This window comes from Pseudomonas sp. 3-2 (assembly GCF_019710535.1).
Lineage (GTDB): Bacteria > Pseudomonadota > Gammaproteobacteria > Pseudomonadales > Pseudomonadaceae > Aquipseudomonas > Aquipseudomonas pharyngis.
In genome coordinates this window covers 3,967,150-3,989,254 of sequence record NZ_CP081200.1, presented here as the reverse complement: position 1 = coordinate 3,989,254, position 22,105 = coordinate 3,967,150, and the positions used below count along the sequence as shown (strand labels likewise).

Sequence of the window (22,105 nt, the reverse complement as noted above, 5' to 3'; positions counted from 1 at the left end):
TTCACAGGTATTCATAGCGATATTCCAGGTCTTTGGTAACAAGTGTCTGCTGAACGGTAAAGCTCTGAGGCCAGGGAGCGGGTTCGTTTTCCGGGTGAAAGACCAGTGTCGAGTGACTCAGGTCGTCCTGCGTGAAGGAGGGGACGTTCGGATGGAGCTTCTTCCAGCGCTCCCAGAGCAGATCCAGATAGCAATGATGCAGGAAGAATATCGGGTCGTTGGGGGACGATGCTTCCATCATGCTGCCCCCGATCCAGGCATGTACCTGATTGTGCAGTTCGCGCTCGGAGACGTTTTCCCAACCGCCCGGCTCCATCCAGTACGACGTTCTGTTCAGCGCCGAAATGACGGTTTCTGGTGACGGCAAGGCACCCGCAGCACCGAGATTGCGGCGCACCCCGGCGTTACCGAACCCCTCGTCCCATACGGAGACAATGAATGACGACTGTGTACTGGAAAAGGGACCGGTTGTTACCAGCATGTTTTGGGTATTGTCACCGTTGCCGCCCATGAAGTCCGAAGTGAACGGATTGTCGGCGCCGCCGAGTTGCCAGTTCCAGTAGGGCAGGGTGATGCGAGGGTCATCAGCCGCGGCCTGCAGCGCCAACTCGAACTGGCGGATCAGCACACGGTGCCACGGATAGAACAGGGGGCTGCGATGCGGATTGGGAACAAGAGGATTACCTCGTCCCATTGAATTCTTGTGGATCTGTACAAAATCGTCGTAACGGCTTTGCTGGCCGGGACGCAGCACGCTGTTCACGTTGTTTTTCAGCGTCAGAACCGCGTTGACGAAGGCGGCCTTTTCCTCCGGGGACAGATCCCGGTGGTTGCGGCGAATATCCATATTGCCAAATCTCCATGGGTTGATTACCCCATGAAGTCTGCCTTCTGGCCGAGAATACGCCCAGTTCATCGCATCCGACGCGACAGGTACGAAAACCGTTATTCCCGTTTCTTGAATTGAGTTTTTCCTACACAGAGTTGATGGGGATCTTCAGGTAGACAACGCCATTGCCTTCCGCCGGCGGCAGGTTTCCCGCCCGGACATTGACCTGAATCGCCGGCAGCAACAGCGTCGGCATTCCCAACCCCGCGTCCCGCCGTGTGCGCATTTCAACGAACGTGGCTTCATCGATGCCGTCATGCACGTGGATATTGCTTTTGCGCTGTTCGCCGACGGTGGTCTGGCACTGCGAGTCGCGACCTTGCGGCGGGTAGTCGTGGCAGACGTAGAGCTTCACGCTGGCCGGGAAAGCCAGCAGCTTGTGAATCGAATTGAACAATTGATGGGCGTTGCCGCCGGGAAAGTCGCAACGGGCGGTGCCGACGTCGGGCATGAACAGCGTGTCGCCGACCAGGATCTGCTCGCCATCGATCAAATAGGCCATGTCCGCCGGGGTATGCCCGGGGACGTGCAGGGCGGTGGCCTTGAGATTGCCGATTCGGAACGACTCGTTGGGTGCGAACAGATGATCGAACTGTGAGCCGTCGACGCGAAATTCCGGCTCCAGGTTGAACAGCGCCTTGAACACGTTCTGCACTTTGCTGATCGATTCGCCAATCGCGATTTTCCCGCCCAGTTCCCGGCGCAGGTACGGCGCGGCGGACAAGTGATCGGCGTGGGCGTGGGTTTCCAGCAGCCATTGCACTTGCAGGTTGTGGGCGCGAACGAAGGCGATGATCTTGTCGGCCTGAGCCGTGCAGGTGCGGCCGGCGGCGCCGTCGTAATCGAGCACCGGATCGACGATTGCGCACTGCCCGCCGTCGGCCTCGTAGACCACATAGCTGTAGGTCGAGGAGGCGGGGTCGAGGAAAGCTTCAATCAGCGCGGGCATGAACACGGTCCTGTGCAGAAGGTGGGAAGTCAGGGTTGCAACACTTTATGTAAACACATAATGTCCGCAGCTTAAGTGACGTTGAAGGCATCCTGCAAATGCAATCCAGTCTGACCGAATGTGAAGTGGCGCAGCTGCGCGCCTCGGCTTCCAAGGCCTGTTCTTTGCTCAAGGCCCTGGCCAATGAGGATCGGCTGCTGATCCTGTGCCAGTTGACCCAGGGCGAGCGCAACGTCGGCGAGCTGGAGAAAATGACCGGCGTGCGGCAGCCGACCCTGTCCCAGCAACTGGGCATCCTGCGTGATGAAGGGCTGGTCGCGACCCGTCGTGAAGGCAAGTACATTTTTTACGGTCTCGCCAGTCACGAAGTGATCCAGGTGATGAAAACCCTTTCCGGACTCTACTGCGGAGCCGTGCTCAAAAGCTGGGCGCAATAGACCCGGCTATCCTTGCGTGCAGCCATAAGGAACAAACAATGAACGATCAACACTGGGGCCCATCCATCAGTGCGGACATCGTGGTCATCGGCGGCGGCACTGCCGGTATCGGTTTTGTCGCGAGCCTGCTCAAGCGCGATCCCGGCCTGAAAATCACGGTGATCGAGCCGAGCACCCTGCATTACTACCAGCCGGCCTGGACGCTGGTCGGCGGTGGTGCCTTTGATGCCAAAGACACTGCCCGACCGATGAACAAAGTGATGCCGCGTCAGGCCACCTGGATTCAGGCTGCAGTGACCGGCATCGACCCCGACCAGCGCCGCCTCACCCTCAACGACCAACGCAGCGTCACCTATCAGAACCTGATCGTCTGCCCCGGCCTGCGCCTGGCGTGGGAGAACATCGAAGGCTTGCAGGAAAGCCTCGGCCAGTACGGCGTCACTTCCAACTACAGCTATCAGCACGCGCAATACACCTGGGATCAGGTGCAGAAACTGCGCGGCGGCAAAGCCCTGTTCACCCAGCCGCCGATCCCGATCAAGTGCGCCGGCGCGCCGCAGAAGGCGCTGTACCTGTCCTGCGATCACTGGCTCAAGCGCAACGTGCTGAGCAAGGTCGAGGTCGAGTTCAATCTGGCCGGCGCCGCACTGTTCGGCGTCCCGACTTTCGTGCCGCCGCTGATGAAGTACATCGAGAAATACAACGCGCGGCTGGCGTTCAATTCCAATCTGGTGAAGGTCGACGGCCCGGCGAAAACCGCCTGGTTCGACGTCAAGGACGCGGACGGCAATGTCACCCGTCAGGCGAAAACCTTCGATCTGTTGCACGTCGTCCCGCCGCAGGTTTCGCCGGATTTCATCGCGCAGAGTCAGTTGGCCGACGCCAGCGGCTGGTGCGAGGTCGACCCGCACACGCTGCAACATCCGCGTTATCCCGACGTGTTTGCCCTGGGCGATATCTGCGGCACCACCCATGCGAAAACCGCCGCAGCAGTGCGCAAACAGGTCGTGGTGGTGGCGGAAAACCTGCTGGCCCTGCGCAAGGATCTGGCACTGCCGCTGAAGTACGACGGCTATGGTTCCTGCCCGCTGACGGTAGAGAAGGGCAAGGTGATCCTCGCCGAGTTCGGCTACGGTGGAAAATTGCTGCCGACCTTTCCCCTCGACCCGACCGTGCCGCGCCGCTCCGCGTGGTGGCTGAAGGCGACGCTGCTGCCGTGGTTCTACTGGAACGGCATGCTCAAGGGCCGCGAATGGCTGACGCGTCTGTCCAGGGTCGACTGAGAACACTCTATGTTGCTGGCAAGTCTGTTTGGCGTGGTGATGGGATTGGTCCTTGGTCTGACCGGGGCCGGCGGCGGGATTCTCGCGGTGCCGGCGCTGGTGCTGGGGCTGGGCTGGACGATGACGCAAGCGGCGCCGGTGGCGTTGTTTGCAGTGGGCAGCGCGGCGGCGGTCGGCGCTATCGATGGCCTGCGTCATGGACTGGTGCGCTATCGTGCGGCGCTGTTGATCGCGGCGCTCGGCGCGGTGTTTTCGCCAGTGGGCATCTACTTCGCCCATCAGTTGCCGGAAAAGGTTTTGATGATTCTGTTCAGCCTGCTGATGGTGATGGTGGCGTGGCGAATGCTGCGCCGCGAACGCCAGCAGGAGGGTCCGAGTGACCATGGCCACGCCAGTTGGGGCCAGAAGAACTGCATGCTCAATGAACAGACTGGGCGTTTCGACTGGACCGCCAAATGCACCGCGACCCTTGCGGCGCTGGGCGCTGTCACCGGTGTAGTGTCCGGGTTGCTGGGGGTGGGCGGCGGGTTTCTGATCGTGCCGGCGTTCAAGCAACTGACCGATGTACAGATGCGCGGGATCGTCGCTACTTCACTGATGGTCATCAGCCTGATTTCCGCCATCGGTGTGATCGGCGCGTTCCACGCGGGCGTGCGGATAGATCGACTGGGTGCTGCGTTCATTGTGGCGAGCATCATCGGCATGATCATCGGTCGCCAACTTTGCGCGCGAGTACCGGCGAGGACGTTGCAGGTGGGGTTTGCCAGTGTGTGCCTGGTGGTTGCGGCTTACATGTTGCTGCGGGCGTGATATGAAATCTGTGGCGAGGGAGCGAACGCCCTCGCCACAGCGTTAGCGTTACAACACCAGATGCGGCAACCACAGCGACAGTGCCGGAACATAGGTCACCAGCATCAGCACCAGGAACAGCACCGCATAGAACGGCAGCAGCGCCTTCACGGTGCTTTCGATGCTGACCTTGCCCACCGCAGAACCCACGAACAGCACGGCGCCCACCGGCGGCGTTATCAGGCCGATGCCGAGGTTGACCAGCATGATCATGCCGAACTGCACCGGGTCGACGCCGATTCCGAGGATCACCGGCATCAGAATCGGCGTAAGGATCAGGATCAGCGGCGCCATGTCCATCACGGTGCCGAGCAACAGCAGCATGACGTTGATGCACATCAGGATCACGTAGCGGTTGTCGGACAGGGTCAGGAACAGCGTGGTGATTTTCGCTGGGATCTGCATCAGGGTCATGATGTAGCCGAAGCTGGCGGCGAAGCCGATCAGGATCATCACGATGGAAATGGTGCGCACCGTGCGATGCATCAGTTTCGGCAGCTCACTCCATTTGTAGTCGCGGTAGATGAACATGGTGACGAAAAACGACCACAGCACGGCGATGGCCGCCGACTCGGTGGCCGTGAAGATCCCCGAGAGAATCCCGCCGAGAATGATCACCATCGCCATCAGCCCCCACAGCGCTTCGCCGCAGATCTTCAAGGCTTCGCGCATCGGGATCACTTCGCCTTTGGGATAGTCGCGTTTGCGCGCGAAGATCAGGCAAAGCACCATCAGGCATGCGCTCATCAGCAGGCCCGGCACCACGCCGGCCATGAACAGCGAAGCGATGGACACGGTGCCGCCGGCGGCCAGCGAGTAGAGCACCGAGTTGTGACTCGGCGGAGTCAGCAAGGCCTGCACCGAACCACTGACGGTCACTGCCGTGGAGAAGTCCCGGGGATAACCCTTGCGCTCCATTTCCGGGATCAGTACCGAACCCACCGACGCGGTATCGGCCACCGACGAGCCGGAAATCGCACCAAAAAACGTCGAGGCCATGATGTTGACCAACGACAGCCCGCCACGCACGAAGCCCACCAGGACCCCGGCGAAGGCCACCAGCCGTCGCGACATGCCGCCCTCGGCCATGATTGCGCCGGCGAGCACGAAGAACGGAATCGCCAGCAGCGAGAATTTGTTCACCCCGCCCGCCACCTGGATCATCAAGGCCTGGAACGGGATGTCGATCCACCACGCGCCAATCAGGGCCGACAGCCCGAGCGCATAGGCAACCGGCATGCCGATCAGGATCAGTGCGATAAAACTGCCCAGCAGAATCAATGCGTCCATCAGGCAGCCCCTTCGTTTTCTTCAACCAGGTCGAATCGCACCACGCGGCGATTGCTTTGATCGCCGAGCAAGAGTTTTTCCAGCACGAAAATCAGCGTCAGCGCGCCGCCAATCGGGATCGGCATGTAGGTGATGCCGACGCGCAATGTCGGCAGGGCGCTCATGAACTGGTTCCACGTCGACAGGCAGAGCTTGGTGCCCCAGATGGTCATGAACAGGCAGATGGTGCCCATGAGCACTTGGGAAACGATGCTCATGGTTCGACGCATGTTCGGTTGCAGACGGTCGGTGACCATCGCCACCGCCATGTGCGCGCCGGCGCGATAGCTGGCGGCGGCGCCGATGAAGGTGAAGACCATCATCAGCAGGATGGCGGTGGGCTCCGGCCAGCTTGAGCCGGTGCCGAGGACGTAACGGGCGAACACGCCCCAGGGAATGATCAGGGAAATGGTCAGCACCGACAGACCGGCGACCCAGATGCAGGCCATGTAGATCCGGTCATTGATGCGCAGCAGCAAATTCTTCATCGGGTTCCACCGTAACCGGGCAGGCGTGAGCGTCGAGCGACGCCAGCGCTGCCGGGCCTTGTATTGAGGGCAGGGAGGTTACTGAACGGCTTCGATGCGTTTGATCAGGTCGACGTAGGGCGCGCCGTATTTTTCGCGGATCGAAGCGGTGGCCTCGTAGAAGGGTTTCTTGTCGACGGTGATGAACTCGACGCCAGCGGCCTTGAGTTTCTCTTCACTGCTGGCCGACTTGGCATCCCACAAGGTGCGCTCCTGGGCCTGCGCAGCCTTGGCGGCTTTTTTCACCAGCGTCTGCTGATCGGGGCTGAGTTTTTCCCAGGTGATTTTCGACATCACGATGGGCTCGGGCAGGATCAGGTGCCCGGTCAGGCTGTAGAACTTGGCGTTCTGGTAGTGGTTGTGTTCAAGCAGGGTCGGCGGATTGTTTTCCGCGCCATCGATGACGCCGGTCTGCAGGGCACTGAAGATTTCGCCGGTGTCCATGGCGATACCGTTGCCGCCCATGGCGTTGATCGTTTCGATGAACATCGGGTTGCCCTGCACGCGGATTTTCATGCCCTTGAGGTCCGCCAGGCTGCGCACCGGTTTCTTGGTGTAGATGTTGCGCGTGCCGCCATCCATCCACGCCAGCGCCACGAGGTTGAATTCGGAGTTGGTGATCTTGTCGAGGATCTCGTCACCGATTTCACCGTCGATGATTTTGCGCATGTGCGCCTGGTCACGGAACACGAACGGCATGTTGAACACGTTCACGTCCGGCACCACAGGGCCGACAATCCCGAGGCTGACGCGGGCCATCTGGATGGCGCCGACCTGGGCCTGTTCGACCACTTCCTTTTCCGAGCCGAGTACACCGCCGGGGAACATCTTGAAGGTCAGCTTGCCGTCACTTTCGGCAACCAGGGTCTTGCCCAACTGTTCTTCGGCGACCACGGTCGGATACCCGGCGGGGTGGATGTCGGCGAATTTGATTTCCAGCGCCTGGGCCGCGCTGCCGAAGGTGAGCGCGAGGGGGAGGGCGGCGGCGAGCAACGTGCGTTTGAAGTCCATGAGGGGTTCTCCAGTCTTGTTATTTTTGTGTTCAAGGCACAGCAATGCAGCAAGGGCGGGTTACAGCAGATCGTCGAACATTGGCTCCGGCAGGCCTTTGACGCCGGGGTTGAGGGCGAACACGCCGCCGGCCAGGGACTGCGGATCCTGGTCGTCGCCGGGGCGAATCGAAGTCACGAACAAGGTGTCCATCCGGCTGCCGCCGAAGGCGCACATGGTGGGTTTTTTCACCGGTACCTGCAGCGAGCGGTCAAGGCGACCGTCGGGGGTAAAACGATGGATCAGGCCGACGTCGTTGGCGCAGATCCAGTAGCAGCCATCGGCATCCACGGCTGCGCCGTCGGGGCGGCCGTAAAAATGGTTCATGTCCACGAACACCCGCCGGTTGGAGGGTGTGCCTGTCTCGTTGTCGTAATCGAAAGCCCAGATCAGTTGGACGTTCGGGTGCGAGTCCGACAGGTACATGGTTTTGCCGTCCGGGCTGAAGCCCAGGCCATTGGGCACGATGAAGCCATCAAGCTGTGCCTCGATCACGCCTGTTTGCCCGGCACCGTAACGATAGAGCCGGCCCTCGGGCAGATTCAGGCCCATGTTCAGCACCATGCTGCCGGCCCAGAACCGGCCCTGGCGGTCGCAGCGACCGTCGTTCAGGCGCATGTCCTGGCGGCTGTGTTCCACGGTCGCGAGCAAGTCGCTGTCAAGGCTGCCATCGGCATGCGGTTGCAAGTGAAAGAACCCGCTCTCCATCCCGGCAACCCAACCGCCCTTGCTGTGGCGGGCGAGGCAGGCAAGCATTTCGGGAGTCTTCCAGGCATGGACATGGCCAGTGTCGGCACTCCAGCGCTGCAGGCCACCGTTGGGGATATCGACCCAGTACAAGGCGTTCTCCTGCGATACCCAGACCGGGCTTTCACCCACCGCGTTGCGGGCGTCGACGATCAATTCGGCTTGCATACTCATTCCCTTGGTTTTATTGGAGACGTGAATCGCGCCGGTCAATCGCCGAACGGGCCGGCCGCGACGAAGGCTCCGCCCTGGTAGATCCGCGCCGGGTCATCGGCTGCCGGCATGGGCTGCGCCTCGACCTTTTCGCGAAACACTTCGGAGGTGTCCCTGGCTTCGAAACCGAGGTGACTGGCGAAGCGGTTGTCCCACCACACATCCTTGTTGGCGGACATGCCATAAACCACGGTGTGGCCGACGTTGGGGGTGTACAGCGCACGCTCGAGCAATTGGGTGAGGTCGTCGAAGCTCAGCCAGGTGTGCATCATTCGGCGGTTCTGTGGTTCGGGAAACGACGAGCCGATGCGGATGCTGACGGTTTCGATGCCATAGCGATCGAAGTAGAAACTGGCCATGTCTTCGCCGTAGGACTTGGACAGACCGTAGTAGCCGTCGGGGCGGCGAGCGGAGCTGGCGTCGAGGTGTTCGTCCTGCTTGTAGAAGCCGATGACATGGTTGGAGCTGGCGAATATCACCCGCTTCACACCGTGTCGGCGTGCCGCTTCATAGATATGGAATACGCCGCAGATGTTGGCGCCGAGGATTTCTTCGAAGGGGCGCTCCACCGAGACGCCACCGAAGTGCAGGATCGCATCCACGCCTTCGACCAGCTGATGCACGGCAGCTTTGTTGGCGAGGTCGCAGAGCACGACTTCTTCCCGGTCATCGATGGCCGGGGCGAGGGCCGTGATGTCCGACAGGCGCAGCACGTTGGCATACGGGCGCAGACGTTCACGCAAGACTTTGCCCAGGCCACCGGCGGCGCCGGTCAGCAGCAGGCGATTGAACGGAGTTGGGGCGGTGGAGGTGGACGTCATGGCAATCCCTTACACGTTGTTATTAGGTTTGTTGTAGGTTGTCGTATGACTGCGCTGAAGTATCGGTAGGGTTTCCGGAACTTGTCAACGCGACTTTCGGTGTAAGTGACGGAAGGCCGATTCACCCTCCGTTCACCCCATGCCAGGGTTTACAACAACGAAATCGGGTAACTGATGAAGATCCGGTTCTCGTCGAATTCATTGGTGCTGAAGTCCCGGCGAATTGTCGCGTTGCGCCATTTGACGTTGAGGTTTTTCAGCGGACCGCTCTGCACGGTGTAGGCCAGCTCCGATTCACGACCCCATTCCTTGCCATCGGTGATGGTGCCGGTGTGCACGTTGTCACCGCTGATGTAGCGGTTCATCAGCGTCAGCCCGGGGACGCCGAGGACTACGAAGTTGTAGTCGTGGCGGATCTGCCAGGAACGCTCCTGCGCGTTGTCGTAACTGGCGTTGTAGCTGTCGTTGGCCAGGGTGCCGCCGCTGGTGCCGTTGACGCGCATCCAGGCATCGTCGCCGCTGAGCTTTTGCAGGCCGATGTAGAACGTGTTGCCGCCGTACCGGGCCGAGAGCATGGCGAATGCGGTTTTGTTGTCGAGGTCGCCGGCCTGGGCGCTGCCGTCTTCCTTGCCGGTGAAGAAACCGAGATTGGCACCCAGCGTCCAGTCGCCCAGCGGCTGGCTGTGGCTGAGGTTGAAGTACTGCTGTTGGTAGATATCGCTGAGTTCGGCGTACCACAGACCGACAAGCGTGCGTTTGTCGTTGAAGGTGTATTCGCCGCCGCCAAAGTTGAAACGGTCGGAGGTGAAGGCGCCGCGGCCGTTCATCGACATGTCTTCCATGCTGGCATCGTTGCGTGGGCTGTTGCCACGGAACTGCCCGCCGTAAAGGGTCAGGCCATTGATTTCGGTAGAGGTGATCTGGCCGCCACGAAAGGTCTGGGGCAGGGAGCGACCATCGTCCGAGCGCAGGATGGGCAACACCGGCATCCATTCACCCACCTTCAGTTCGGTCTTCGACACCTTGGCCTTGAGCGCAACACCCAGTCGCCCGAAATTGTCCGCCGGGCGTCCGTCATCGTGAATCGGCAGCAGCTGCGTACCGCCCGTGCCTTTGCCGCCATCAAGTTTCTGCGAATACATACCCAGCACATCCAGGCCAAAGCCGACGGTGCCCTGGGTGAAACCGGATTTGGCGTCGAGGATGAAGTTCTGCGTCCACTCTTCGGCCTTGCCCTGCGGATAGTTCGGGTTGACGAAGTTGCGGTTGAAGTAGGCGTTGCGCAGGTTCAGCGTGGCTTTGCTGTCTTCGAGGAAGCCCTCGGCATCGGCGCTCATCGGCAAGGCGAGGGCGAGACTGCCGCAGCCGATCAGGCTCAGGGTGGAACGCGGGCGGGGGATAGAAAAACGGGACGTGCGGACGGAATTGCAGACGAGTGTGCTCACTGTGACGCTCCCTGTTTCATTTGTTGTTTTTATTATTTGTTATACGTCGTCGTACAACATGGTTGCGGATATTTGCGAGGTTTTCCGGAAAAGTCAACAGGGCGTCGTACGATGACTTTGGGTGAGCGGGCAGCCCTCAAAGCGCTGTGAAGAGGGCTGCTTTCGGCACGTTTACTGGTTGTAGAGCGCTTCAGTGTTATCGATCAGGGGATTTTTTTCGGTCAGCACGATCTGCGCGATCTGATCCTTGCGCATGAAACTCACCTTCGAATGCGACTGGGCGTACCGGATGAAGCGCTCCATAGCCTCGACCATCGCCGGGGTGCCACCGATGCGGTCGTGCAGACTCACCGACATCATCCGCCGCTTGCTCGCGCCTTCGGCGTAGAGGCGATCGAATTCCAGCACCAGTTGCTGATAGAACTGTTCGGCAGAGAAATGCCGGCCCTCGACCAGAACGATGTCGTTGTTGCGCAGGGTGTACGGCACCACGGCGAATTTGCGTCCACGAACCATGGTCACGAACGGCTCGTCGCGGCTGACATCGTCGATGTGATAGGTGAAATTCAGATCCTGCAGCACCTTCAACGTATTGGGGCTGCGGCGCAGCCAGTTGGCGTTGTAGCCGACCGAGCGCTGACCGGTGATTTTTTCCACCGCGGCGACGCCATCACCGATGAACTGTTTTTCCTGGGCGTAATTCATGTTGTACGAGTCGGCCCAGCGCATGCCGTGGGCCGCCAGTTCATGGCCGCGCTCGGCAATCGCCTTGGCCAGGTCCGGGTGCTTGAGCGCCGCTTCGCCGACCACGTGGGAGGTGACTTTGATGCCGGTGCGATCCCACAGATCGAGCATGCGCCACAGGCCTTCCTTGTAGCCGTAATCGAACCAGGTCTGCGCCGGTAGATCCGGGTAGCCTTTTGGCAGCGGTGTGCCGGAGAACGGACTTTCAGCGCCCTCGGGCTGGCCGCCGGTTTCGAATTGCATCGACACCGAAATCACCAGTTGCGAGCCATCCGGCCACGGGCGTTCCTGAGCGAAGGTGAGGGCGGGCAGCAACAGGGCGGCGGCCAGCAGGTTTTTCAGCAGACGCGGGGAGCGTTGCCAACGGGGAGTGGTCATATCGGGCACCTTTCAGGTTTAGAAGTGCTGCAAGGTTGGCATCCGCTACGCTTGGGAAAAATCCGCTGCGGGCGAGATGACCTTTAAACAAAATTTACGAATCCACCCAAAATCCCTTGTGGGAGCAGGCTCGCTCCCACACTGGATAGGTGTTTGGCCAGGATTTGCGGCACACTTAAGCGACTACAAGACAAGGCCTTTCAATGGATCAATACGCCCCGCGCAACTGGCAGCCGCACGAGAAGCCCAGTCTGCCCGGTTCTCCCTCGACGCCGCTGCACTCCAACCCCAAGCGCCTGGCTTATGCGCTGGTGGGCTTGCTGGTGGCGGTGACCGGTGGGCTGGGTAATGCGCTGGTGGTCGCCAACCTGCCTTATCTGCAAGGTGCGCTCGGGGCGACGACGGCGGAGATGGCCTGGCTGCCGGCGGCGTACGTGATGACCAACGTGTCGATGAACCTGCTGCTGGTGAAGTTTCGCCAGCAGTTCGGGCTGCGGGCGTTTACCGAGGTGTTTCTGGTGCTGTATGCGCTGGTGACCTTCGGCCATCTATTCGTCAATGACTTGAATTCAGCAGTCGCGGTGCGGGCGGCCCACGGCATGGTTGGCGCGGCGCTCAGTTCGCTGGGCCTGTATTACATGGTGCAGGCGTTCCCGGCCAAATGGCGGATGAAGGCCTTGGTGCTGGGCCTGGGCACCTCGCAACTGGCCTTGCCGCTGGCGCGGCTGTTTTCCGAAGACCTGTTGCAGATTGCCGAATGGCGCGGCCTGTACCTGTTTGAACTGGGTATGGCGCTGCTGTCGTTGGGCTGCGTCCTGATGCTCAAACTGCCGCCGGGTGACCGGTTCAAGACCTTCGAACCGCTCGACTTCCTGACCTTCGCGATCCTCGCCAGCGGCGTCGCGCTGTTGTGCGCGGTGTTGTCCCTGGGGCGGATCGACTGGTGGCTGGAGGCCGACTGGATCGGTATCGCCCTGGCCGCGTCGATTGCGCTGATTCTCGCGGGGCTGGCCATCGAACATAACCGCAGCAACCCGATGTTGATGACCCGCTGGCTCGGCAGCGGGGTGATGATCCGCCTGGCGCTGGCGGTGATCCTGATCCGCATGGTGACCTCGGAGCAATCCACCGGCGCCGTGGGCTTCATGCAGAACCTGAACATGAGCAGCCAGCAGCTTCATAGCCTGTATGTGGTGATGCTGATCGGCAGCGTCGCCGGGCTGCTGACCAGCGCGCTGACCATCGACCCGAAACACCTGCTGATGCCGCTGATCATTTCGCTGGCGTTGATGGCCACCGGCTCGATCATGGACAGCTCATCGAACAACCTGACCCGCCCCGGCAACCTGTATTTCAGCCAGTTCCTGCTGGCGTTCGGCAGTACCTTTTTCCTCGGCCCGACCATGGTGCTGGGCACGAGCAACGTGCTGACCAATCCACGCAACCTGGTGAGCTTTTCAGTGTTGTTCGGGATCTGCAACAACCTCGGCGGCCTGATCGGCGCGGCGTTGCTGGGGACGTTCCAGATCGTGCGCGAGAAGTTTCATTCCAGCCATATCGTCGAGCAATTGGTGATGTCCGACCCGCGTGTCGCCGCCCGGGTACAGAGCGGCGGATCGGCGGTCGGCTCCGTGATTGCCGACCCGAGCCTGCGCAACCTGCAAGGCATTCGCAGCCTGGCCAACGCCGCCACGCGCGAAGCCAACGTACTGGCCTATAACGATGTGTTCATGCTGATTGCGGTGATCGCGATCCTGACCATGATCTGGATTTCCATCCGTGCGCTGTGGCTGATCAGTACCACCAAAGCCGTCGCCCCGACACCTTCCGTACCTTCCAGCGGTGCCACTTCTTCATGACCGAACCGACCACTACGACCACCAATGCCATCGCCGCCACCCCTGAAGGTGTGGCGCCGCCGTCATCACCGAACACCGAGCCGCGTTCGTTGCGGGTGCGGATCATCTCGTCGCTGGGCTTTGCCGCGATTGCCATCGTCGGTGTGCTGATCGTGCTTTACGCCTGGCAACTGCCGCCGTTCAGCAGCGCAGTTGAGACCACCGAAAACGCCTTGGTGCGCGGGCAGGTGACGATCATCGGCCCGCAGCTCAGTGGGTATGTGTTTGAAGTGCCGGTGCAGGACTTCCAGTTTGTGAAAGAAGGCGATTTGCTGGTGCGTCTCGATGACCGCATCTATCAGCAACGTCTCGACCAGTCGCTGGCACAACTGGCGGTGCAGAAGGCCTCGCTGGCCAACGTGGTGCAGCAGCGCAATAGCGCCGAAGCCACGATCAAGCTGCGGCAGGCGGTGGTGGCCGACAGCGAGGCGCAGTTGCGCAAAAGCGAGGCCGACTTGCGACGCAACAAGGCGCTGGTCAAAGACGGTTCCGTGTCCAAGCGTGAGATGGACGTGGCGCTGGCCGCCAATGCGCAAAGCATTGCGGCGGTGGCGCAGGCCAAGGCCAATCTGGAAATCGCCCGGCAGGATCTGCAAACGGTGATCGTCAATCGCGGCTCGCTGGAAGCGGCGGTGGCCAGCGCCGAGGCGGCGGTGCAGCTGGCGCGGATCGACTTGTCCAACACCCGGATCATTGCTCCGCGTGACGGTCAGCTCGGGCAGATCGGCGTGCGTCTCGGCGCCTACGTCAACTCCGGGGCGCAGTTGATGGCGCTGGTGCCGAACCAGAAATGGGTGATCGCCAACCTCAAGGAAACCCAGATGGACAATGTGCGCGTCGGGCAGCCGGCGAGTTTCACCGTCGATGCCTTGAACCACCGCAAATTCACCGGCCATGTGCAGCACATCTCGCCGGGCACCGGTTCCGAATTCGCGTTGTTGCAGGCCGACAACGCCACCGGCAACTTCGTGAAAATCGCCCAGCGGGTGCCGGTGCGCATCACCATCGATCCGGATCAGCAGGAGAGCGAGCGCCTGCGGCCGGGGATGTCGGTGGTGGTCAGCATTGATACGGCGGCGGGTGACACCCAGAAACACTGACCTCAGGCGGCGGTCATCGGCGGCAAGGTGCCAAGCACGGAAACCGCCGCCACGGCGCCGATCCCCAGCAGCCATTCGAGCATGACGCTGCGCTTGAGGGTGTCGAGCCGCTGTTCGCAATCGTTGATCCGCAGGCGATTGAACAGCGCCAGGGCGAGCATGCCAAACACCAGCAGCGCCTTGATCAACAGGATCAGGGCGAAGCCCGAGAACAGCGGCGTCGGCCACCATTGGCCGGTGAGTACGCGCACATTGATCAGCCCGGTGATCAGCAGGCCGGCGACCAGTGCGTAACCGAGCCCGCTGAATCGCCGCAAAACCTCGCGCATGTCTTTGTCAGGTTGGCGCAGGATCATCACCAGCATCAACAACCCACCGAGCCAGGCGCCGACGCAGGTCAAATGAATGACCTGATTGAGGATCAGCATCTGGCCACTGAAGCCGTCGAGCATCGCCCCGTGTCCGACCGGTGCCAGCGTCATCAGCAGCACCGCACTCAAGCCCAGCTGCAATGGTCGGCTCGAACGCCACGGCGTAAACAGCAACGCCAGCAACAGCGCATTGATCAACAGATGCCAGCGCCAGACCTGACCGAAAAACGTATGACCGAGAACCAGCTCGACGGTGGGCGGATCAAACGCGGCAGCCGCCGAACCGGCCATGCTTGCGGTAATCAACAACGCCCAGGTGACGCCGCTGGCCAAGGCAATCGCCACCAGCCAGCGAGCCAGTCGCGCCAGCTGCCGATCCAGCGCCGGCGCTTCACCCTTGAGCAGCAGCGGCCGGAACAACCAGGCCCCGAACAGCATCAACACGACGATGAAATGCAGGAACCGGCACAGCACCAGCGCTTCACTCATGAATTACTGGCCAACCTTGAACTGATAGGCGCCTTCGCTTATGTGTGTGTCGACCGACACCGCATGCCATTCGACCTTGTATTCGCCAGCGGTCAGCGGTGTTTTGGGGGTGACGATCAGGGTTTTCTTGTCGCCTTCGGTGGTCAGCGGTTTGACCGCCACCGGCTTGCCATCGTGGGTCACGGTGACTTTGGTGAAGCTGGCTTCGACGCCTTCGGAAAACACCAGGCGCAGATCTGCCGGTGCCGCGACGGTGCTGTCGGCAGCCGGAGTTTGGCTTTTCAGATGGGCGTGGGCGAAGGCCTGGGAAGTGACGATCAGCGAAGCCAGCAGCGCGCCAGCGGTGAAGAGTTTTTTCATCGGCATGGAAAGATTCCTTTCAGTGAAATGGCGGGCTGAGTATAGAACCTGGATCACAGGGCTTTCAGGCGCATGTGAATGACCGGAAAGGGCCGGCCTTCGCCGTCGAGTGCCGAGCGGCCGATGTCTTCGAATCCGTAGTGACGGTAGAAGCCGTGGGCTTGCGGGTTCTGTTCGTTGACGTCGACCTTCAGCAGTGGGCGGCGGACATGGTCGAGCAAGCGCCGGCCGATCCCCTGGCCACGCTGAGCCGGGTCGATGAATAGCATCTGCACGGTGTCTTCGTCGGTGGCGATGAAGCCTGCCGGGGAGTGGTCGGGGTTTTCGAAAACCTGCACGTCCAGCGCGGGCAGGTAGGTGTCACGCACCAGCGGGAACAGCCGATGGATGTCGTCTTCCGGGAGGAAATCGTGGGTGGCGCGGACCGAGCGCTCCCACAGTGCGGCGAGCTGCGGATCATCCGCAGCGATGCGCTTTCGAATGGTCATGGACAGATCCTTCAGTGTCTGACGGGGAGAAGGAGGGCGATCCTAAACCAGAAAAAAGCCCAAGTGTGTGAAGAATCGTTCTCGGCTGTCGCCCCTTGCCCAGAGCGGATGCTAGTCTTCAACCACGTTGTCTTCAGGGAGCCCTCATGGGCAATCACAAGATCGAAATCCGCCGCACCAACGTCGACAAGATCCTGCTGGCGGCGGAGAAAGTCTTCGCCGAGAAAGGTTTCGGCGGCACCGCCATGGCGGACATCGCCGCGGAAGTGCAGCTGCCACGCTCCAATCTGCATTACTACTTTTCGACCAAGAGCGAGCTGTACAGCGCGGTGCTGTTCGACCTGCTGGAAGTGTGGAAGCAGGACGCGCTGTGCTTCGAGATGTTCGACGATCCGCGCGTGGTGCTCAGCAGCTACATCCGCGCCAAGATGAACCACTCGCGCAGCCGGCCTTACGGGTCGAAAGTCTGGGCCAACGAAATCATCCACGGCGCCCCGACCCTCGGCGAGGCGCTGGATGTGAGCCTGTACGACTGGGCGAAGATGAAGGAGGCGAAGATCCGGCAGTGGGTGGAGGACAAGCGGATTCTGCCGGTGGAGCCGTCGAGCCTGCTGTACATGATCTGGGCCTCAACCCAGCACTATGCCGACTTTGATCATCAGGTGAATATTCTGAATGAGCACCAGCCGTTGTCGGACATGCAGTTCGAGCGGGCGGTGCAGACGGTGACTAGCGTGATTTTGCGGGGGATCGGATTAGAACCGTAACTGATCGTTCCCACGCTCCGCGTGGGAATGCCTCAAGTGACGCTCCGCGTTCCAGTGGGACGCAGAGCGTCCCGGGCTGCATTCCCACGCGGAGCGTGGGAACGATCATTCAAGGGCTGACGTGATAGGGATTGCGCGGATCATGATTCCAGTCCAGAAACGGCTTGCCCGTTTCCATCGGCACCATCTCGATGCAATCCGCCACCGGACAAGTGATCTGGCACAGATTGCACCCCACACACTCATCATCGATCACTTCATATTGATGCGTGCCATCGGCCTGTTTCAGGCTGATGATCGCCTGGTGTGACGTGTCCTCGCAGGCAATGTGGCAACGCCCGCAACCGATGCACGCCGCCTGGTCGATCTTCGCGATCACCTGATAGTTGATGTCCAGGTACTTCCAGTCGGTCGTATTGCCCACCGCACGCCCGGAAAACTCGGCGATGCTGGCGTAACCCTGACTGTCCATCCACCGCGACAGGCCATCCTTCATTTCATCGACAATCCGGAAGCCATGCAGCATCGCCGCCGTGCACACCTGCACCGCGCCGCTGCCCAAAGCGATGAACTCCGCCGCGTCGCGCCAGCTGCCAATGCCGCCAATGCCGCAGATCGGCAGGCCCTGGGTCTGCGGATCACGGGCGATTTCCGCGACCATGTTCAGCGCGATCGGCTTGACCGCCGAACCGCAATACCCGCCGTGGGTGCTTTTGCTGCCGACGGTGGGCAGGGCGACCATGTGTTCCAGGTCGACGCTGGTGATCGAGTTGATGGTGTTGATCAGCGATACTGCATCCGCGCCACCCCGGTGCGCAGCGCGGGCGGCGACGCGGATGTCGGTGATGTTCGGCGTCAGCTTGACGATCACCGGCAGCGAGCAATAGGTCTTGCACCAGCGCGTAACCTGTTCGACGTACTCCGGCACCTGACCGACCGCCGCGCCCATGCCACGTTCCGGCATGCCGTGGGGGCAGCCGAAATTCAGTTCGATGCCATCAGCGCCGGTGGCTTCCACCAGCGGCAGGATGTGTTTCCACGACTCTTCGACGCACGGCACCATCAGCGAAACGATCAGCGCGCGGTCCGGCCAATCCTTTTTCACCTGAGTGATTTCCCGCAGGTTGATTTCCAGCGAGCGGTCGGTGATCAGCTCGATGTTGTTGATGCCCAGCACTTCGCGGTTGGCGCCGTAGTGCGCCGAATAACGCGATGACACGTTAACCGCCGCCGGGTCTTCACCCAGGGTTTTCCAGACCACGCCACCCCAGCCGGCTTCGAAGGCGCGCACCACGTTGTAGGCCTTGTCGGTCGGCGGCGCGGAGGCCAGCCAGAACGGATTGGGGGCTTTGATACCGGCGAAGACAATCGAGAGATCGGCCATTTACGCAGCCTCCACATTGAGCATCAGTTGAGCGTTGATCGCCTCGGCGGCGCGCTTGCCGTGTTGCACCGCTTGCACGGTCAGGTCCTGATCGAGGCCGGTGCAGTCGCCGCCGGCATAGACGCCGGGGATGCTGGTGCGCAGGTTTTCATCGACCTGAATCCGTTCGCCCTGACGCTTGAGTTCGCGGGCCAGTGGGTCGGCGAGGGCGCTGCCGTCGAAGGCCTGGCCGATGGCTTTGAAGATCGCATCGGCGGCCAGCTCGAACGTTTCGCCAGTGGTTTGCAGGCGACTGTCCACCAGATGGGTGCGGGCGAAGCGCATGCCACGCACCTTGCCTTGGGCATCGAGCAGCACCTCATCCGGTTGCGCCCAGGTCAGCAGCCGCACCTGATTGGCCTTGGCGATGTCCTGTTCGTGGCCGGTGGCGCCCATGTCCGCTGCGCCACGGCGATAGACCAGGTTGACGTCGCGGGCACCGAGGCGGGCCATTTGCACGGCCATGTCGATGGCGGTGTTGCCGGCGCCGAGGACGATGCAGTGTTCGGCCAACGGCAGTTGCGACAGGTCGTCGGCCTGACGCAGTTCGCGGATGTAGTCGGTGGCGGCGAGCAGGCCGGGGGCGTCTTCGTGGGCCAGGCCGAGTTGCTTGCTCGCATTAAGACCGAGGCCGAGGAACACTGCGTCGAACTGTTGATGCAGTTCGCTCAAAGTCAGGTTGTCGCCGAGTTTCTGTCCGTGGCGGATTTCGATGCCGCCGATCTGCAGGAGGAAATCCAGCTCCTTCTGCGCGTAGTCGTCGACCAGTTTGTATTTGGCGATCCCGTATTCGTTGAGCCCGCCAGCCTTCTCCCGCGCTTCGAAAATCACCACGTCATGGCCGTGCATGGCGCTGCGATGCGCGCAGGACAAACCCGCCGGGCCGGCACCGACCACGGCGATGCGTTTGCCGGTGGCGGCGGCGCGCTGGAACGGATGCTCGGTGAAGTGCGCGTTGTCCACGGCATAACGCTGCAGCAGGCCGATCAGCACCGGCGCGCATTCGTGGGCGTTGTTGCGCACGCAGGCTTGCTGGCAGAGGATCTCGGTCGGACAGACTCGGGCGCAACTGCCGCCGAGGATGTTTGCCGAAAGGATTTTCTGCGCCGCGCCTGGCACGTTGTCCTGATGGATATTGCGGATGAACGACGGAATGTCGATCTCGCTCGGGCACGCGTTCACGCACGGCGCGTCGTAGCAATACAGGCAGCGCGAGGCTTCCAGATGTGCCTGGCGGTCGTTGAGCGGCGGCGCCAGATCGGTGAAATGGCCGGCGAGGGCGGCCGCACTTTCGTGCGGGTGCGGGAGATGGTTCAGGGTCTCGATCACGGTTTTTTGCCTCACGGTTATTTGAGGTTTTCTGCCTCTGTCGGGCAGTGGTTTTTTGTGGTGTCTGAACTGGCCTCATCGCCAGCAGGCTGGCTCCCACATTTGGAATGCGTACACCTGTGGGAGCTAGCCTGCCAGCGATGGCCGAAGGCCTGGATTTCAGCGTTTAACCGCAACCGGCCTGTGCAACTCCGCCCGCTTGCTCAGCAAATCAAACACCGCCGGATACGCCGGCCGTTCGATATAGCGGCCTGCGCCACGCTCGGCGCGCAGGTCGCCGTCGGCCCAGACCACCCGGCCCTGGCTGACGGTATGGCTCGGCACACCGGTCACGGTCTTGCCTTCGAAGATGTTGAAGTCCACCTGCTGATGGTGGGTCTTGGCAGAGATGGTGCGAGTGCCTTGCGGGTCCCACAGCACCAGGTCGGCATCGGCGCCGACGCGGATCGCGCCCTTGCGCGGATAGAGATTGAAGATTTTCGCGGTGTTGGTGGAGGTGAGGGCGACGAAGTCCTGCATCGACAACCGCCCCGAGTTCACCCCTTCATCCCACAACACCGCCATGCGGTCTTCGATGCCGGCGGTGCCGTTGGGGATCTTGCTGAAATCGTCGCGGCCGGCGGCTTTCTGCTCGGCGCAGAAGCAGCAGTGGTCGGTGGCGGTGGTGTGCAGATTGCCGCTCTGCAAGCCATGCCAAAGCGCGTCCTGATGCCCGCGCGGACGGAACGGCGGGCTCATCACGTAACCGGCGGCGGTCTGCCAGTCCGGGTGCTGGTAGACACTGTCGTCCAGCAGCAGATGCCCGGCCAGCACTTCGCCGTAAACCGGTTGGCCCTTGCTGCGGGCATAGGTGATTTCGTCGAGGGCCTCTTTGGTCGAAACATGCACCAGGTACAGCGGCGTGCCGATGGTTTCAGCGATCCGGATTGCCCGGCTCGCGGCTTCACCTTCGACCTGAGATGGCCGCGACAGCGGATGCGCTTCCGGCCCGGTGATGCCCTGGGCCATCAACTTGCGTTGCAGGTGATAAACCAGCTCGCCGTTTTCCGCGTGCACGGTCGGCACCGCGCCGAGCTCCAGGCAGCGCTCGAAGCTCGCCACCAGCGTGTCATCGGCGGCCATGATCGCGTTCTTGTAGGCCATGAAATGCTTGAAGCTGTTGATCCCGTGATGGCTGACCAGCTCGGCCATTTCCTCCCGCACCTGCTCGCTCCACCAAGTGATCGCGACGTGGAAGCCGTAGTCGGAGGCGGACTTTTCCGCCCAGCCGCGCCACTGGTGAAACGCTTCGAGCAGCGATTGCTGCGGATTGGGAATCACGAAATCGATGATCGAGGTGGTGCCGCCGGCCAGGCCAGCGGCGGTGCCGCTGTAGAAGTCTTCGCTGGCCACGGTGCCCATGAACGGGAGTTGCATGTGGGTGTGCGGATCGATGCCGCCGGGCATCAGGTATTGACCGCTGCCGTCGAGCATTTCGGCGCCGGCGGGAACATCCAGGTTTTCACCAATGGCTTTGATCACGCCGTCAGCGCAATAGACATCGGCGCGGTAACTTTCATCATGGGTAACAACGGTGGCGCCACGGATCAACAGAGACATTCCGAGTTCCTCGCAGGCATGACCGACTTGTGCCGGTTCTAGTGTTTTATTGTCTGCAGCGCCAAATGCGTAATCTTGTCAGCGCTGTCAGGAATAGACGCTAGTCGCAGTTCTGCAATTGATCAAGATTATTTTTTATAAGCTTATGACTGTTTTAAGTGGCTGATAAATAAAGATAAAAATACGAAATCACCAAAATGGTGAGGCGCTTCACCATTTTGACGCACTTGACAGGTTGGAAATATGAGCAAGATTTCCTATGTGAAATCAGCCGCTTGAAGTTAAGCGGAGAGTGAGGCGTCCTGAAGAAAAATAATGCAGTGCACCAGATTGAGTCCTGACAGTTCGGACAACTTGCCTGGCATTTAGCCTGAGTGTTCAGTCAAGTTTTCGCGGCCTCACAAGGTGAATAATTAAAACTGATAAACATCAGTCAGTTACAAAAAGATCGAAGCACGGCCCCAGCGCCAAGCGGTTCCCCCGGCACGTTTATTGATGCCGCCGCTGACACCATGGCCGGTGCATGAAAGTTGTCAGTTCCTCCGGCCATCGTCCGGCTCGCACCTGCGTGTGCAGCCGCCTGATGAGCAAAAAATAATCAGAAGAACAGTGGAGCGGCC

Annotated in this window: 21 protein-coding genes; 6 read left to right on the top strand and 15 right to left on the bottom strand. The window is 61.0% G+C overall.

Going from position 1 to position 22,105, the window contains the following annotated elements:
• Position 1: 1 nt before the first annotated feature.
• Together K3819_RS17905 and K3819_RS17900 are read right to left on the bottom strand one after the other, a co-directional pair.
• Positions 2-847, bottom strand: coding sequence for a tyrosinase family protein (locus K3819_RS17905; RefSeq protein ID WP_085613203.1), 846 nt, complete (start codon positions 845-847; stop codon positions 2-4).
• A 127-nt stretch (positions 848-974) separates the two neighbouring features.
• Complete coding sequence (locus tag K3819_RS17900; RefSeq protein WP_085613202.1) at positions 975-1,838, bottom strand: MBL fold metallo-hydrolase; 864 nt, start codon at positions 1,836-1,838, stop codon at positions 975-977.
• 98 nt (positions 1,839-1,936) lie between these two features.
• Between K3819_RS17900 and K3819_RS17895 the strand changes: the two genes are divergently transcribed.
• From K3819_RS17895 to K3819_RS17885, 3 genes are read left to right on the top strand one after another with little or no spacing between them, the layout of a single operon-like run.
• On the top strand, positions 1,937-2,275 hold the full coding sequence (locus K3819_RS17895) for a helix-turn-helix transcriptional regulator (protein ID WP_007952897.1): 339 nt from the start codon (positions 1,937-1,939) through the stop codon (positions 2,273-2,275).
• A 38-nt stretch (positions 2,276-2,313) separates the two neighbouring features.
• Positions 2,314-3,558, top strand: a complete 1,245-nt coding sequence (locus K3819_RS17890; protein WP_085613201.1) for an FAD/NAD(P)-binding oxidoreductase — start codon at positions 2,314-2,316, stop codon at positions 3,556-3,558.
• A gap of 9 nt (positions 3,559-3,567) precedes the next feature.
• Entirely contained in the window at positions 3,568-4,368 is an 801-nt protein-coding gene (locus tag K3819_RS17885) for a sulfite exporter TauE/SafE family protein (RefSeq protein WP_085613200.1), read from the top strand.
• A 48-nt stretch (positions 4,369-4,416) separates the two neighbouring features.
• Here the strand turns inward: K3819_RS17885 and K3819_RS17880 are convergent, their stop codons facing one another.
• The 7 genes from K3819_RS17880 to K3819_RS17850 form a co-directional block, all read right to left on the bottom strand.
• Complete coding sequence (locus K3819_RS17880) at positions 4,417-5,697, bottom strand: TRAP transporter large permease (protein WP_039767236.1); 1,281 nt, start codon at positions 5,695-5,697, stop codon at positions 4,417-4,419.
• Positions 5,697-6,224 (bottom strand): TRAP transporter small permease, encoded by a 528-nt coding sequence (locus K3819_RS17875; RefSeq protein ID WP_039767235.1) that lies wholly within the window; start codon positions 6,222-6,224, stop codon positions 5,697-5,699. Before K3819_RS17875 ends, K3819_RS17880 begins: the two co-directional genes overlap by 1 nt.
• 78 nt (positions 6,225-6,302) lie before the next feature.
• Positions 6,303-7,274, bottom strand: coding sequence for a TRAP transporter substrate-binding protein (locus K3819_RS17870; protein ID WP_039767234.1), 972 nt, complete (start codon positions 7,272-7,274; stop codon positions 6,303-6,305).
• Positions 7,275-7,334: 60 nt separating this feature from the next.
• Complete coding sequence (locus K3819_RS17865; protein WP_085613199.1) at positions 7,335-8,228, bottom strand: SMP-30/gluconolactonase/LRE family protein; 894 nt, start codon at positions 8,226-8,228, stop codon at positions 7,335-7,337.
• A 41-nt stretch (positions 8,229-8,269) separates the two neighbouring features.
• Positions 8,270-9,094 carry an NAD(P)-dependent oxidoreductase gene (locus K3819_RS17860; protein ID WP_221397624.1) on the bottom strand — a complete coding sequence of 275 codons (825 nt, stop codon included), beginning with the start codon at positions 9,092-9,094 and terminating at the stop codon, positions 8,270-8,272.
• A 149-nt stretch (positions 9,095-9,243) separates the two neighbouring features.
• Positions 9,244-10,539, bottom strand: coding sequence for an OprD family porin (locus tag K3819_RS17855; protein WP_064597539.1), 1,296 nt, complete (start codon positions 10,537-10,539; stop codon positions 9,244-9,246).
• 171 nt (positions 10,540-10,710) lie between these two features.
• Complete coding sequence (locus K3819_RS17850) at positions 10,711-11,661, bottom strand: polysaccharide deacetylase family protein (RefSeq protein ID WP_085648334.1); 951 nt, start codon at positions 11,659-11,661, stop codon at positions 10,711-10,713.
• 203 nt (positions 11,662-11,864) lie between these two features.
• On the opposite strand from K3819_RS17850, the gene K3819_RS17845 reads away from it, so the two are divergent.
• Positions 11,865-13,520 (top strand): MFS transporter, encoded by a 1,656-nt coding sequence (locus K3819_RS17845; protein ID WP_221397623.1) that lies wholly within the window; start codon positions 11,865-11,867, stop codon positions 13,518-13,520.
• Positions 13,517-14,659, top strand: a complete 1,143-nt coding sequence (locus K3819_RS17840) for an HlyD family secretion protein (RefSeq protein ID WP_221397622.1) — start codon at positions 13,517-13,519, stop codon at positions 14,657-14,659. The genes K3819_RS17845 and K3819_RS17840 overlap by 4 nt, the downstream gene beginning before the upstream one ends.
• Before the next feature lie 2 nt (positions 14,660-14,661).
• Here the strand turns inward: K3819_RS17840 and copD are convergent, their stop codons facing one another.
• The 3 genes from copD to K3819_RS17825 are packed head-to-tail and all read right to left on the bottom strand — an operon-like array spanning position 14,662 to position 16,367.
• Positions 14,662-15,519, bottom strand: coding sequence for a copper homeostasis membrane protein CopD (gene copD, locus K3819_RS17835; protein WP_221397621.1), 858 nt, complete (start codon positions 15,517-15,519; stop codon positions 14,662-14,664).
• A gap of 3 nt (positions 15,520-15,522) precedes the next feature.
• Complete coding sequence (gene copC / locus K3819_RS17830) at positions 15,523-15,885, bottom strand: copper homeostasis periplasmic binding protein CopC (RefSeq protein ID WP_221397620.1); 363 nt, start codon at positions 15,883-15,885, stop codon at positions 15,523-15,525.
• A gap of 47 nt (positions 15,886-15,932) precedes the next feature.
• The gene (locus K3819_RS17825; protein ID WP_221397619.1) at positions 15,933-16,367 is read right to left on the bottom strand and encodes a GNAT family N-acetyltransferase; all 435 of its coding nucleotides are present in this window, start codon (positions 16,365-16,367) and stop codon (positions 15,933-15,935) included.
• A gap of 146 nt (positions 16,368-16,513) precedes the next feature.
• Here K3819_RS17825 and K3819_RS17820 point away from each other — a divergent pair, with 146 nt between their 5' ends.
• Entirely contained in the window at positions 16,514-17,134 is a 621-nt protein-coding gene (locus tag K3819_RS17820; protein WP_007952885.1) for a TetR/AcrR family transcriptional regulator, read from the top strand.
• A 109-nt stretch (positions 17,135-17,243) separates the two neighbouring features.
• On the opposite strand, the gene preA is transcribed toward K3819_RS17820, so the two are convergent.
• From preA to hydA, 3 genes are all read right to left on the bottom strand, one after another.
• Complete coding sequence (gene preA, locus K3819_RS17815; protein ID WP_221397618.1) at positions 17,244-18,518, bottom strand: NAD-dependent dihydropyrimidine dehydrogenase subunit PreA; 1,275 nt, start codon at positions 18,516-18,518, stop codon at positions 17,244-17,246.
• On the bottom strand, positions 18,519-19,886 hold the full coding sequence (locus K3819_RS17810; RefSeq protein ID WP_221397617.1) for an NAD(P)-dependent oxidoreductase: 1,368 nt from the start codon (positions 19,884-19,886) through the stop codon (positions 18,519-18,521).
• Between the two features lie 159 nt (positions 19,887-20,045).
• Entirely contained in the window at positions 20,046-21,485 is a 1,440-nt protein-coding gene (gene hydA, locus K3819_RS17805; protein ID WP_221397616.1) for a dihydropyrimidinase, read from the bottom strand.
• Positions 21,486-22,105 lie beyond the last annotated feature (620 nt).

Coding starts and splice junctions, on each gene's coding strand:
- K3819_RS17865 (WP_085613199.1), bottom strand. CDS start 8,228: ATGCAAGCCGAATTGATCGTCGACGCCCGCAACGCGGTGGGTGAAAGC.
- K3819_RS17895 (WP_007952897.1), top strand. CDS start 1,937: ATGCAATCCAGTCTGACCGAATGTGAAGTGGCGCAGCTGCGCGCCTCG.
- K3819_RS17860 (WP_221397624.1), bottom strand. CDS start 9,094: ATGACGTCCACCTCCACCGCCCCAACTCCGTTCAATCGCCTGCTGCTG.
- copD (WP_221397621.1), bottom strand. CDS start 15,519: ATGAGTGAAGCGCTGGTGCTGTGCCGGTTCCTGCATTTCATCGTCGTG.
- K3819_RS17905 (WP_085613203.1), bottom strand. CDS start 847: ATGGATATTCGCCGCAACCACCGGGATCTGTCCCCGGAGGAAAAGGCC.
- K3819_RS17885 (WP_085613200.1), top strand. CDS start 3,568: ATGTTGCTGGCAAGTCTGTTTGGCGTGGTGATGGGATTGGTCCTTGGT.
- K3819_RS17820 (WP_007952885.1), top strand. CDS start 16,514: ATGGGCAATCACAAGATCGAAATCCGCCGCACCAACGTCGACAAGATC.
- K3819_RS17880 (WP_039767236.1), bottom strand. CDS start 5,697: ATGGACGCATTGATTCTGCTGGGCAGTTTTATCGCACTGATCCTGATC.
- K3819_RS17850 (WP_085648334.1), bottom strand. CDS start 11,661: ATGACCACTCCCCGTTGGCAACGCTCCCCGCGTCTGCTGAAAAACCTG.
- copC (WP_221397620.1), bottom strand. CDS start 15,885: ATGCCGATGAAAAAACTCTTCACCGCTGGCGCGCTGCTGGCTTCGCTG.
- K3819_RS17845 (WP_221397623.1), top strand. CDS start 11,865: ATGGATCAATACGCCCCGCGCAACTGGCAGCCGCACGAGAAGCCCAGT.
- K3819_RS17900 (WP_085613202.1), bottom strand. CDS start 1,838: ATGCCCGCGCTGATTGAAGCTTTCCTCGACCCCGCCTCCTCGACCTAC.
- K3819_RS17870 (WP_039767234.1), bottom strand. CDS start 7,274: ATGGACTTCAAACGCACGTTGCTCGCCGCCGCCCTCCCCCTCGCGCTC.
- K3819_RS17875 (WP_039767235.1), bottom strand. CDS start 6,224: ATGAAGAATTTGCTGCTGCGCATCAATGACCGGATCTACATGGCCTGC.
- preA (WP_221397618.1), bottom strand. CDS start 18,518: ATGGCCGATCTCTCGATTGTCTTCGCCGGTATCAAAGCCCCCAATCCG.
- K3819_RS17825 (WP_221397619.1), bottom strand. CDS start 16,367: ATGACCATTCGAAAGCGCATCGCTGCGGATGATCCGCAGCTCGCCGCA.
- K3819_RS17840 (WP_221397622.1), top strand. CDS start 13,517: ATGACCGAACCGACCACTACGACCACCAATGCCATCGCCGCCACCCCT.
- hydA (WP_221397616.1), bottom strand. CDS start 21,485: ATGTCTCTGTTGATCCGTGGCGCCACCGTTGTTACCCATGATGAAAGT.
- K3819_RS17890 (WP_085613201.1), top strand. CDS start 2,314: ATGAACGATCAACACTGGGGCCCATCCATCAGTGCGGACATCGTGGTC.